A 12,389-nucleotide genomic window follows, 5' to 3' on the forward strand; every position below is an offset into this window, starting at 1 on the left:
ACGATGGCAAAGGTAGGAAAGCGCGTCGCTGCAGCCCGCGACGGAATTGAGCGCGAAAAGCTTTATCCTCTCGGTGAGGCGCTTGGCCTCGTGAAGGAGCGTGCGAAGGCGAAGTTCGACGAAACGGTCGAGGTGGCGATCAATCTCGGCGTCGATCCGCGTCATGCAGACCAGATGGTGCGTGGCGTCTGCGTGCTGCCGAACGGCACCGGCAAGACCGTCCGCGTTGCGGTTTTCGCGCGCGGCGACAAGGCCGAGGAAGCCAAGGCAGCCGGCGCCGACATCGTCGGGGCCGAAGAGCTGGTTGCGGAGATCCAGGGCGGCAAGATCGACTTCGATCGTTGCATTGCCACGCCGGACATGATGCCGCTCGTGGGGCGTCTCGGTAAGGTCCTCGGTCCGCGCGGCCTGATGCCGAACCCGAAGGTCGGCACGGTTACGCCGGATGTGACGGCTGCCGTCAACGACGCCAAGGGCGGCGCGGTTCAGTTCCGCGTCGAAAAGGCGGGCATCGTCCATGCCGGTGTTGGCAAGGCTTCCTTCACGGAGGAGCAGCTTTCCGAAAATCTCAAGGCACTGCTGGATGCCGTGATCAAGGCAAAGCCGTCCGGTGCCAAGGGGACCTATCTGAAGCGTCTGGCGGTGTCGTCGACCATGGGTCCCGGTGTGAAGATTGATCCCGCGTCGGTTACGGCCTGAGCGCGATGACCTTTCGCCCGGCAATATGCCGGGCGGATACGCCCGCCGGATACGGCGGGCATCCCTGTCCGAGACTGCAGGTGTGGTGTCCGGTCGTAAATGACTGGCCACGGCTTAAGCCCTGAAGGGGCCTGCATAGACGGGTAAGAACCGGATTTTGCCGCCCGTTCACGGGTTGTGATTTCGGTTCGAACCGTTTGTCCTTGCCGCTGGTTGCGGACGAGGGGGCAGGAACCTCGGCGTCGTTTGGCGTGCGGTTCCGACCGTGCGTAAAGCGGCAAAGACAAAACGACGGCGGTTTCGCCGTCAAACTGGAGTAGGCAAGTGGAAAGAGCGGAAAAGCGCGAGTTCGTAGCGTCGCTCAACGGGGTGTTGTCCAACACCGGCGTTGTCGTCGTTGCGCACTATGCGGGTCTTTCGGTTGCGCAGATGAACGCCCTGAGGGCGGATGTGCGTGAAGCCGGCGGGTCCGTCCGTGTCGCCAAGAACCGCCTTGTGAAGCTTGCCCTTCAAGGCACTGACCTGGAGCACATGAGCGACCTTTTGGAGGGGCCGACGGTTCTCGTCTATTCGGACGATCCGATCGCTGCCCCCAAGGCGGTTGCGAATTTTGCCAAGACGAACGATAGCCTCGTGATCCTTGGTGGTGCTCTCGGTTCGACGAACCTTGATGCGGATGGGGTCAAGTCCCTGGCCACCATGCCGTCGCTCGACGAGCTGCGGGCGAAGCTGGTGGGCATGATCAGCACCCCGGCAACCCGCATCGCACAGGTCGTCAACGCACCGGCCGGGCAGCTTGCCCGCGTCTTCAATGCGTATGCCGAGAAGGACAAAGCCGCGTAAGGCGACTGAAACAAGCACTGTCGAAACCAATATCGGTTCGAACCTGAAGGTAGATGAAAAATGGCTGATCTCGAAAAGATCGTTGAAGAACTGTCCTCGCTCACGGTCATGGAAGCCGCTGAGCTGTCGAAGATGCTTGAGGAGAAGTGGGGCGTATCCGCCGCTGCTCCGGTCGCCGTTGCTGCAGCTGGTGTTGCTGGTGGTGGTGATGCCGCCGCTGCTGAAGAGAAGACCGAGTTCGACGTCATTCTCGCCAGCGCCGGCGACAAGAAGATCAACGTCATCAAGGAAGTGCGTGCGATCACCGGTCTTGGCCTGAAGGAAGCCAAGGACTTGGTCGAAGGCGCTCCGAAGGCCGTCAAGGAAGGCGTCGACAAGGACGAGGCCGAGCAGCTCAAGGCGAAGCTCGAAGAAGCTGGCGCCAAGGTCGAGCTGAAGTAATCGGGCTTTGGCCCACGCGGTCCCGGGGTTGTCTCCGGGGCCGCCCGTTTCAAGACCCCGGCGGGATTACCCGATCCGGGGCGTCCGTCCCACTGGGGACGGCTTTCCGAAGGGGCGCGCTGCCCTCGGGCGCAAATGCCTGAAATAACGGGTGTTTGACGTAGCCGGGTGGACAGTCGAGCGGCGTTTCGGAGAGCCGTCACCTGATCGATACGAGGAGCGACAATGGCGCACACGTTCAACGGTCGCAAAAGGGTCCGTAAATATTACGGATCAATCCGCGAAGTCGCGGCAATGCCGAACCTGATTGAGGTTCAAAAAGCGTCCTACGACCAGTTTCTGCAAGTCGGCGAGCCCGAGGGCGGGCGTGTCGAGGATGGTCTTGAGGCTGTTTTCCGGTCCGTGTTCCCGATTTCCGATTTCGCAGGTACTGCGCTTCTGGAGTTCGTGCGTTACGAATTCGAAGCGCCGAAATACGACGTTGAGGAGTGTCGGCAGCGGGGCATGAACTTTGCCGCGCCGCTCAAAGTCACCTTGCGCCTGATCGTTTTCGATGTGGACGAAGAGACCGGCGCGAAATCCGTGAAGGACATCAAGGAGCAGGATGTCTACATGGGCGATATGCCGTTCATGACAGACAATGGCACCTTTGTCGTCAACGGTACCGAGCGTGTCATCGTATCCCAGATGCACCGGTCGCCGGGCGTCTTTTTCGACCACGACAAGGGCAAGACCCATTCGTCGGGCAAGCTGCTCTTCGCCGCCCGTATTATTCCGTATCGCGGTTCCTGGCTCGACATCGAGTTCGATGCCAAGGACATCGTCTATGCGCGTATCGACCGCCGTCGCAAGATTCCGGTTACGTCGCTTCTGATGGCTCTTGGTCTGGATGGCGAGGAAATCCTCAACACGTTCTACAACCGGATCGAGTACGATCGCATCGACGAAACGAGCTGGCGCATGCCGTTCGACGGTTCGCGCCTCAAGGGTGCCAAGGCCGACTATGATTTGATCGACGCGGATTCGGGCGAGATCGTCGTCGAGGCGGGACGCAAGATTACCGCTCGTACGATTCGTCAGTTGACCGAGAAGGGCATCACCTCGCTCAAGGTTCTCAATGAGGACCTTCACGGCCAGTATATCGCCGAGGATCTCGTCGAGCCGTCGACCGGTGAGATTTATGCCGAAGCGGGCGACGAAATTACCGAGAAGCTTCTGGCCGGTCTGACGGAGCGTGGTATTTCGGAAATACCGGTCCTCGACATCGATCATATCAATAACGGCCCGTACATCCGCAACACCCTGGCGGTTGATAAGAACGAGACGCGCGAGGAAGCGCTGTTCGACATCTACCGTGTCATGCGTCCAGGTGAACCGCCGACGATCGAGACGGCGGAGGCTATGTTCCAGTCGCTGTTCTTCGATTCGGAGCGTTACGACCTTTCGGCGGTCGGTCGCGTGAAGATGAATATGCGTCTTGATCTTGAGTGCGAAGACACCGTGCGTGTTCTGCGCAAGGAGGATATCCTTGCCGTCATCCGCACGCTGCTTGATCTTCGCGACGGCAAGGGCGATATCGACGATATCGACAATCTCGGAAACCGCCGGGTGCGGTCGGTCGGCGAATTGATGGAAAATCAGTATCGCGTTGGCCTCCTGCGCATGGAGCGCGCGATCAAGGAACGCATGTCGTCGGTCGAGATCGACACTGTCATGCCGCAGGATCTGATCAACGCCAAGCCCGCGGCAGCGGCCGTTCGGGAATTCTTTGGCTCTTCGCAGCTTTCGCAGTTCATGGATCAGACGAACCCGCTGTCCGAGGTCACTCACAAGCGTCGTCTATCCGCGCTCGGGCCTGGTGGCCTGACGCGCGAGCGCGCCGGCTTCGAGGTGCGCGACGTGCACCCGACGCACTATGGCCGCATATGCCCGATCGAGACGCCGGAAGGGCCGAACATCGGCCTGATCAACTCGCTTGCGACCTTTGCCCGAGTCAACAAGTACGGTTTCATCGAGAGCCCGTACCGGAAGGTGAAGGAAGGCCGCGTGACGAGTGAGGTCGTCTATCTTTCGGCGATGGAGGAGGCGAAATACCACGTTGCCCAGGCCAACGCCGAGATCGATGACGACGGCCGCTTCGTTTCCGAACTGATCACCTGCCGTCACGCCGGTGAGAACATGCTTGTTTCGCCGGACCGCGTCGAGTTCATGGATGTTTCGCCCAAGCAGCTGGTTTCGGTTGCGGCAGCGCTTATTCCGTTCCTTGAGAATGACGATGCCAACCGCGCGCTCATGGGTTCGAACATGCAGCGCCAGGCCGTGCCGCTCGTGCGTGCCGAGGCGCCGTTCGTAGGTACCGGCATGGAGCCGATCGTCGCGCGGGATTCAGGTGCGGCGATTGCCGCGCGCCGCGCTGGCGTGGTCGATCAGGTCGACGCGACGCGTATCGTTATTCGTGCGACGGAAGAGCTCGATCCTTCCAAGTCCGGCGTGGATATCTACCGGCTGCAGAAGTTCCAGCGTTCCAACCAGAACACCTGCATCAACCAGCGTCCGCTGGTGCGCGTGGGTGACGTGATCGAGAAGGGCGGCATCATTGCGGACGGACCGTCGACGGACCTCGGCGACCTAGCGCTCGGCCGAAACGTGCTCGTCGCGTTTATGCCCTGGAACGGTTACAACTTTGAGGATTCGATCCTGCTTTCCGAGCGGATCGTGCGCGACGACGTCTTTACGTCCATCCATCTTGAGGAATTCGAGGTGATGGCGCGTGATACGAAGCTTGGGCCGGAGGAAATCACGCGCGACATTCCGAACGTTTCGGAAGAAGCGCTGAAGAACCTCGACGAGGCCGGCATCGTCTACATCGGTGCCGAGGTTAAGCCGGGCGATATTCTGGTCGGCAAGATCACGCCGAAGGGTGAGAGCCCGATGACGCCGGAGGAAAAGCTTCTGCGCGCCATCTTCGGCGAAAAGGCGTCGGATGTTCGCGATACTTCGCTCCGCCTGCCGCCGGGCGTCACCGGTACGGTCGTGGAAGTGCGCGTCTTCAACCGCCATGGTGTGGAGAAGGACGAGCGCGCGATGGCGATCGAGCGCGAGGAGATCGAGCGTCTCGCGAAGGACCGCGATGACGAGCAGGCAATTCTGGACCGCAACGTCTACGGTCGTCTCGCGGAGATGCTGATCGGCAAGACCGCGGTTGCGGGCCCGAAGGGCTTCAAGAAGGACAGCGGCATCGACGGCGACGTGCTGAACGAGTATCCGCGTTCGCAGTGGTGGCAGTTCGCGGTTGAGGACGAGCGCCTTATGAGCGAAGTCGAGGCCCTGCGCGGCCAATATGACGAAAGCCGCAAGCGCCTTGAGCAGCGTTTCATCGACAAGGTCGAAAAGCTGCAGCGCGGTGACGAGCTTCCCCCCGGCGTCATGAAGATGGTGAAGGTCTTCGTTGCCGTTAAGCGCAAGATTCAGCCGGGCGACAAGATGGCGGGTCGTCACGGCAACAAGGGCGTGGTGTCCAAGATCAACCCGATCGAAGATATGCCGTTCCTCGAGGACGGCACCCACGTGGATATCGTTCTCAATCCGCTCGGTGTGCCGAGCCGCATGAACGTCGGTCAGATCCTGGAGACGCATCTCGGCTGGGCCTGTGCCGGCATGGGCCGCAAGATCGGCGAGCTTTACGATCAGTATCGCAAGACGGGCGAGATGAAGCCGCTGAAGGTTTCGCTGGATGAGGTCTTTGGTGACAATCTGAAGGGCGAACCGGTCAAGGATTACGATGACGAGTCCGTCATTCGTCTGGCCGAGCAGCTTCGCGCCGGCGTCCCGATCGCGACACCCGTTTTCGACGGCGCGCGCGAGCCGGATGTCGTCGACATGCTGAAGATGGCGGATCTCGATCCGTCGGGTCAGTCGGAACTCTTCGATGGCCGCACCGGTGAGGTGTTCGACCGCAAGGTGACCGTCGGCTATATCTACATGCTGAAGCTGCACCATCTGGTCGATGACAAGATCCATGCCCGTTCAATCGGCCCGTACTCGCTCGTTACCCAGCAGCCGCTGGGCGGCAAGGCGCAGTTCGGTGGTCAGCGTTTCGGCGAAATGGAGGTCTGGGCGCTGGAAGCCTACGGTGCCGCCTATACCCTTCAGGAAATGCTGACGGTGAAATCCGATGACGTCGCTGGCCGTACCAAGGTCTATGAGGCGATCGTGCGTGGCGACGACACGTTCGAGGCGGGCATTCCGGAGAGCTTTAACGTGCTTGTGAAGGAAATGCGCTCGCTTGGCCTGAATGTCGAATTGCAAAACAGTGAGCAAGGCCAGCCCGTTGGGCAGGATGATGTTCCGGCGGTTGATGCGGCGGAGTGATAGTGCTCCGCCCGTCCAGCCGTATTACGAAATGCTGCATTGCCGGCAAGGGGAGTGGGGCACGGCCCATGCTCCCCGTCCGTGCATCTGAGGAGAGAACCCATGAATCATGAGGTCATGAACCTGTTCAACCAACAGGCTCCTGCGCAGACCTTCGATGAGATCAAGATTTCGATCGCCAGCCCGGAGAAAATCCTGTCCTGGTCGTTCGGCGAGATCAAGAAACCCGAAACAATCAACTACCGCACGTTCAAGCCGGAGCGTGACGGACTTTTTTGTGCGCGAATTTTCGGGCCGATCAAGGATTATGAGTGCTTGTGCGGCAAATACAAGCGCATGAAGTACAAGGGCGTCATCTGCGAAAAATGCGGTGTGGAAGTGACCCTGTCGCGTGTCCGCCGCGACCGGATGGGTCATATCGAGCTTGCTGCACCCGTAGCCCATATCTGGTTCCTGAAGTCTCTGCCTTCGCGCATCGGTCTCCTGCTCGACATGACGCTGAAGGATCTGGAGCGCATTCTCTACTTCGAGAATTACGTTGTCATTGAGCCGGGCCTGACGCCGCTCAAGCAGCATCAGCTCTTGTCCGAAGAAGACTACATCAACGCCCAGGACGAATATGGCGAGGATGCATTCACGGCGATGATCGGCGCGGAAGCCATCCGCGAGATCCTGATGTCGCTCGACCTTGAAAAGGAACGCGACCAGATCCGTCAGGAAATCGCAGAGGCGACGACGGAACTGAAGCCGAAGAAACTTGCGAAGCGTCTCAAGGTTGTCGAGGCGTTCCTCGATTCCGGCAATCGGCCTGAGTGGATGATTCTGACGGTCGTTCCGGTCATTCCGCCGGATCTTCGCCCGCTGGTGCCGCTTGATGGTGGCCGTTTCGCAACGTCCGATCTGAACGATCTTTACCGCCGCGTCATCAACCGCAACAACCGTCTGAAGCGCCTGATCGAGCTGCGCGCTCCGGATATCATCATCCGCAACGAGAAGCGCATGTTGCAGGAATCTGTTGATGCGCTGTTCGACAACGGCCGTCGCGGCCGCGTGATCACGGGCGCCAACAAGCGCCCGCTGAAGTCGCTGTCCGACATGCTGAAGGGCAAACAGGGCCGTTTCCGGCAGAACCTGCTCGGCAAACGTGTCGACTATTCGGGCCGCTCGGTGATCACCGTCGGGCCGGAGTTGAAGCTGCATCAGTGCGGCCTGCCGAAGAAGATGGCGCTGGAACTCTTCAAGCCGTTCATTTATTCGCGGCTTGATGCGAAAGGCCTGTCGTCCACGGTCAAGCAGGCCAAGAAGCTGGTGGAAAAGGAGCGTCCGGAAGTCTGGGACATCCTGGACGAGGTCATCCGCGAGCATCCCGTTCTTCTGAACCGTGCGCCGACGCTGCACCGTCTCGGCATTCAGGCGTTCGAGCCGACGCTGATCGAAGGCAAGGCGATCCAGCTTCATCCGCTGGTCTGCTCGGCCTTCAACGCCGACTTCGACGGCGACCAGATGGCCGTCCACGTACCGCTTTCGCTGGAAGCCCAGCTGGAAGCGCGCACGCTGATGATGTCTACGAATAACATCCTGCATCCGGCGAACGGCGGTCCGATCATCGTGCCGTCGCAGGATATCGTGCTTGGTCTCTACTATCTCTCGATCATGGCGGACGGTGAGCCGGGCGAAGGCATGGTCTTCGGCGACATGGGTGAACTCTACCATGCGCTCGAGACAAAGGCCGTTACCCTGCATTCGAAGGTCAAGGGTAGGTTCCGCTCCGTCGATGTGGACGGAAACCCGACCTCGCAGATCTACGAGACGACACCCGGGCGCCTGATTATCGGCGACCTTCTGCCCAAGAACCACGAGGTTCCCTTCGACGTCTGCAACAAGTTGATGACGAAGAAGGACATCTCCAAGATGATCGACACCGTCTATCGCGCCTGCGGTCAGAAGGAGACGGTCATCTTCTGCGACCGCGTGATGGGCCTCGGTTTCAACCATGCCTGCCGCGCCGGCATCTCGTTCGGCAAGGACGACATGCTCATTCCGGAAACCAAGGCGGGCCTCGTTGCCGAGACGGCCGAACTGGTCAAGGAATACGAGCAGCAATATAACGACGGCCTGATCACCCAGGGTGAGAAGTACAATAAGGTCGTCGATGCCTGGGCGAAATGCACGGATCGCGTTGCCGACGAGATGATGAAGCGCATTTCTGCCGTCGTGCGCGACGAGGAGACCGGACGTCAGAAGCAGATCAATTCGGTCTACATGATGTCGCACTCCGGTGCCCGTGGCTCGCCGGCGCAGATGAAGCAGCTAGCCGGCATGCGTGGCCTCATGGCCAAGCCGTCGGGCGAGATCATCGAGAACCCGATCATTTCGAACTTCAAGGAAGGTCTGTCGGTGCTCGAGTACTTCAACTCGACGCACGGTGCCCGCAAGGGGCTTGCCGACACCGCCTTGAAGACAGCCAACTCCGGTTACCTGACCCGTCGCCTTGTCGACGTCGCGCAGGATTCCATCATCGTCGAGGAGGACTGCGGTTCGGAAGGCGGCATCACGGTCGCGCCGATCATCGATGCCGGCAACGTCATCGCGAGCCTCGGGATGCGCGTGCTTGGCCGCACCGCCGCGGAAGACGTCATCAATTCCGCAACCGGTGAGGTGATCGTCGCCCGGGGCGTCATGATCGATGAAAAGGCGGTTGACCTGATCGAGGCAGCAAAGATCCAGTCGATCAAGATCCGCTCCGTGCTTACCTGTGAGACGAGGCTTGGCGTTTGCGGTGCGTGCTACGGCCGCGACCTTGCGCGTGGCACGCCGGTCAACATCGGTGAAGCGGTCGGCGTCATCGCCGCCCAGTCGATCGGTGAGCCGGGTACGCAGCTTACGATGCGCACCTTCCACATCGGCGGCACGGCGCAGGTTGTCGATAGCTCCTTCATCGAGTCGAACTTCGAAGGCACGGTAAAGATCCGCAATCGGAACGTCGTCCGCGATTCTTCCGGCAAGATGATCGCCATGGCCCGTAACATGGCCATCCTGATCGTTGACGGCGAAGGGAACGAGCGGGCGGTGCACCGCGTGCCGTACGGTGCTCGCCTGCACGTCGACGAAGGCGATTCCATCAAGCGCGGCCAGCGCATCGCCGAGTGGGATCCCTACACCCGCCCGATCCTCACCGAGGTTGACGGCGTGGTTGGCTTCGAGGATCTGGTCGACGGTGCATCCGTTCAGGAAACGGCCGACGAGGCGACCGGTATCACCAAGCGTGTCGTTATCGATTGGCGCACCTCGCAGCGCGGTCAGGATCTCAAACCCGCGATGGTCGTTAAGGACAAGAAGGGCGAGATCATCAAGCTGCAACGTGGTGGCGACGCCCGCGTGCTGCTCTCGGTGGATGCGATCCTGTCGATCCAGCCGGGGGACGAGGTAAAGGCTGGCGACGTTCTTGCGCGTATTCCGATGGAAAGCGCGAAAACGAAGGATATCACCGGCGGTCTGCCGCGTGTTGCCGAGCTCTTCGAGGCACGTCGTCCGAAGGATCACGCCATCATCGCCGAAATCGACGGTACGATCCGCTTCGGGCGCGACTACAAGAACAAGCGCCGCATCGTGATCGAACCGCACGAAAAGGATATGGAGCCGGTCGAGTATCTCATTCCGAAGGGTAAGCACTTCCACCTGCAGGAAGGCGACGTCATCGAGAAGGGAGAATATATTCTCGACGGGAACCCGGCACCGCATGACATTCTGGCGGTCAAGGGCGTTGAGGCGCTCGCGGCTTATCTCGTCAATGAGATCCAGGAGGTCTACCGCCTGCAGGGCGTGGTGATCAACGACAAGCACATCGAGGTGATTGTTCGCCAGATGCTGCAGAAGGTTGAGATCACCGATGCCGGCGAGACGGAGCTCTTCTCGGGCGAGCAGGTCGACCGGCTTGAGCTGGAAGAGATCAACCAGAGGGCGGTCGACAACGCCCGCGCTCCGGCAAGCGGTGTCCCGGTTCTGCTCGGCATTACCAAGGCGTCGTTGCAGACCCGGTCGTTCTTCTCCGCCGCGTCCTTCCAGGAGACGACGCGTGTCCTCACCGAGGCCGCGGTCAACGGCAAGATCGACCCGCTGGTCGGTCTCAAGGAGAACGTCATCGTCGGCCGGCTGATACCGGCCGGCACGGGTGGCATGATGAACCGCATCCGGCAGGTCGCCCAGCATCGCGACGAGTTGATCCTCGAAGCGCGGAAGGCGCAGTCAAACGCTGCGGAAGCTGAAGCGATGATCGAGGATCTGAGTGGAGCGGCGGAATAATCCCGTTCTCCCTCGAATAAATTGGGAAAGGGCCGCCCTCGCGGCCCTTTTTCGTTTCCTCCAGAACGAATTGGAATCGTTATGACGACGACGCAAGACAATGACGGCGACTTCCCGACGGTGTTCATCATCGTCGGCAGGGTCTGGGAAAACGACAGCGAGGGCGGCGAGGAAACAGCCATACCCGTCAATATTCTCTTGCAGGCGCCGGATGATGACAGCGCGGTCCGCCAGGCATTGGAGCGCCTTGCGGCGGAAGGATATGTCGAGGCTGAATTTGACCAGATCGGCGTGCTTACCGAGGAGCCCGACAATCCGACGTATGAGGCGGCCTATCAAGACGCTCTGGAAGGCAATGTCGCCGTAATAGCCTTTCATGATTAATCGGATGGTAAGAATCAGGTTCCGTTCGCAAATCGAGTCCGACTCGCGCAGTCGCTGGTGCAGCGGCAGGTGACCGATCGGCTCGGATCGGGCGACAGGAAATGTCCCGGAGGCAGATTAATCCGTTCATTTATTGCTTTGGAAGTGCTAGGCGCGCCGCATTAACCCTGGAAAGGCTCTTAAACCGCGCGAAGCTTAAGTTTTTTAGAAGTTTCCCTTGACGGGTGAGGGGGCGATGAGTAGTTTCCGCGCATCCCGAAGGCAGGCGGTAAACACTGACCTGCTCCGAGGCGCCACGCTTCGGAGACAAAGTGCTTAAACGCTGCCGGGTCCATAGGCGAATAAACGTCGATTTCATGACCGCTGGAATTCCGGTGGTCCTCTGGTTTTCGCAGCGCCTTCCACGTTGAAAACGTGGAACACGGCGCGATTCTGTATGCGCACCGGACGCTGCGACCGGATGAACGAACGAAGGTGAAGGGCAAAGGATGCCGACCATCAACCAGCTGATCCGCAAGCCGCGGAAGGATCCGCCGAAGCGGAACAAGGTCCCGGCCATGGAGGCCTGCCCGCAGAAGCGTGGCGTTTGCACGCGCGTCTACACGACGACGCCGAAGAAGCCGAACTCGGCGCTTCGTAAAGTTGCGAAGATCCGCCTGACGAACGGCTTTGAAGTGATCGGTTACATCCCGGGTGAAGGTCATAATCTTCAGGAGCACTCCGTGGTTATGATCCGCGGCGGCCGCGTGAAGGATCTTCCGGGCGTTCGCTATCACATTATCCGCGGTGTCCTTGATACGCAGGGCGTCAAGGACCGCAAGCAGCGCCGGTCCAAGTACGGCGCCAAGCGGCCCAAGTAAGGAGCGTCCACGATGTCGCGTCGTCATCGCGCTGAAAAGCGAGAGATCATCCCCGACCCGAAGTTCGGGGACATTGTGATCACCAAGTTCATGAACTCGATCATGTACGATGGGAAGAAGTCCACGGCAGAGCGTATCGTATACGGTGCGTTCGATCTGATCGAGAACAAGACCCGGCAGAACCCGCTCGAGGTGTTCCACTCGGCACTCGAGAATGTCATGCCGCAGGTTGAAGTTCGTTCCCGCCGGGTCGGTGGTGCGACCTATCAGGTTCCGGTTGAGGTGCGCTCCGATCGCCGCCAGGCGCTCGCGATCCGTTGGCTGATTTCCGCCGCGCGCAACCGCAATGAGACCACGATGGTCGATCGTCTTTCCGGCGAACTCCTTGATGCCGCCAGCAACCGTGGAACCGCGGTCAAGAAGCGCGAAGACACACACCGGATGGCTGATGCCAACCGTGCGTTCTCGCACTACCGCTGGTAATTACTC

The 12,389-nt window shown here is 60.1% G+C and carries 8 protein-coding genes; all 8 read left to right on the plus strand.

Translation table 11 applies throughout. The features are described 5' to 3' along the window. Nucleotides 1-3 precede the first annotated feature (3 nt). The 8 genes from rplA to rpsG all read left to right on the plus strand — a co-directional run bounded on the left by rplA (nt 4) and on the right by rpsG (nt 12,383). The gene (gene rplA / locus GR183_RS03960; RefSeq protein ID WP_160774311.1) at nt 4-699 is read left to right on the plus strand and encodes a 50S ribosomal protein L1; all 696 of its coding nucleotides are present in this window, start codon (nt 4-6) and stop codon (nt 697-699) included. Nucleotides 700-1,023: 324 nt separating this feature from the next. Beyond that, nucleotides 1,024-1,542 (plus strand): 50S ribosomal protein L10, encoded by a 519-nt coding sequence (rplJ, locus tag GR183_RS03965; protein WP_160774312.1) that lies wholly within the window; start codon nt 1,024-1,026, stop codon nt 1,540-1,542. A gap of 60 nt (nt 1,543-1,602) precedes the next feature. Then, the gene (rplL, locus tag GR183_RS03970; protein ID WP_160774313.1) at nt 1,603-1,983 is read left to right on the plus strand and encodes a 50S ribosomal protein L7/L12; all 381 of its coding nucleotides are present in this window, start codon (nt 1,603-1,605) and stop codon (nt 1,981-1,983) included. A gap of 225 nt (nt 1,984-2,208) precedes the next feature. Then, complete coding sequence (gene rpoB, locus GR183_RS03975) at nt 2,209-6,354, plus strand: DNA-directed RNA polymerase subunit beta (protein ID WP_160774314.1); 4,146 nt, start codon at nt 2,209-2,211, stop codon at nt 6,352-6,354. A gap of 102 nt (nt 6,355-6,456) precedes the next feature. Further along, nucleotides 6,457-10,656 (plus strand): DNA-directed RNA polymerase subunit beta', encoded by a 4,200-nt coding sequence (gene rpoC, locus GR183_RS03980; RefSeq protein ID WP_160774315.1) that lies wholly within the window; start codon nt 6,457-6,459, stop codon nt 10,654-10,656. Nucleotides 10,657-10,737: 81 nt separating this feature from the next. After that, the gene (locus GR183_RS03985) at nt 10,738-11,040 is read left to right on the plus strand and encodes a regulator (protein ID WP_160774316.1); all 303 of its coding nucleotides are present in this window, start codon (nt 10,738-10,740) and stop codon (nt 11,038-11,040) included. A gap of 488 nt (nt 11,041-11,528) precedes the next feature. Beyond that, nucleotides 11,529-11,900, plus strand: a complete 372-nt coding sequence (rpsL, locus tag GR183_RS03990) for a 30S ribosomal protein S12 (RefSeq protein ID WP_006936459.1) — start codon at nt 11,529-11,531, stop codon at nt 11,898-11,900. 12 nt (nt 11,901-11,912) lie between these two features. After that, complete coding sequence (gene rpsG / locus GR183_RS03995) at nt 11,913-12,383, plus strand: 30S ribosomal protein S7 (RefSeq protein ID WP_160774317.1); 471 nt, start codon at nt 11,913-11,915, stop codon at nt 12,381-12,383. The last annotated feature ends 6 nt before the right edge of the window (nt 12,384-12,389 follow it).

It is taken from the genome of Stappia sediminis, from assembly GCF_009826895.1.
GTDB classification, from domain to species: Bacteria; Pseudomonadota; Alphaproteobacteria; order Rhizobiales; family Stappiaceae; genus Hongsoonwoonella; species Hongsoonwoonella sediminis.

Bases quoted from the DNA above. Each gene is read 5' to 3' on its own strand.
- rpoC (WP_160774315.1), top strand. From the start codon at position 6,457: ATGAATCATGAGGTCATGAACCTGTTCAACCAACAGGCTCCTGCGCAG.
- rpoB (WP_160774314.1), top strand. From the start codon at position 2,209: ATGGCGCACACGTTCAACGGTCGCAAAAGGGTCCGTAAATATTACGGA.
- rplA (WP_160774311.1), top strand. From the start codon at position 4: ATGGCAAAGGTAGGAAAGCGCGTCGCTGCAGCCCGCGACGGAATTGAG.
- rpsL (WP_006936459.1), top strand. From the start codon at position 11,529: ATGCCGACCATCAACCAGCTGATCCGCAAGCCGCGGAAGGATCCGCCG.
- rplL (WP_160774313.1), top strand. From the start codon at position 1,603: ATGGCTGATCTCGAAAAGATCGTTGAAGAACTGTCCTCGCTCACGGTC.
- rpsG (WP_160774317.1), top strand. From the start codon at position 11,913: ATGTCGCGTCGTCATCGCGCTGAAAAGCGAGAGATCATCCCCGACCCG.
- GR183_RS03985 (WP_160774316.1), top strand. From the start codon at position 10,738: ATGACGACGACGCAAGACAATGACGGCGACTTCCCGACGGTGTTCATC.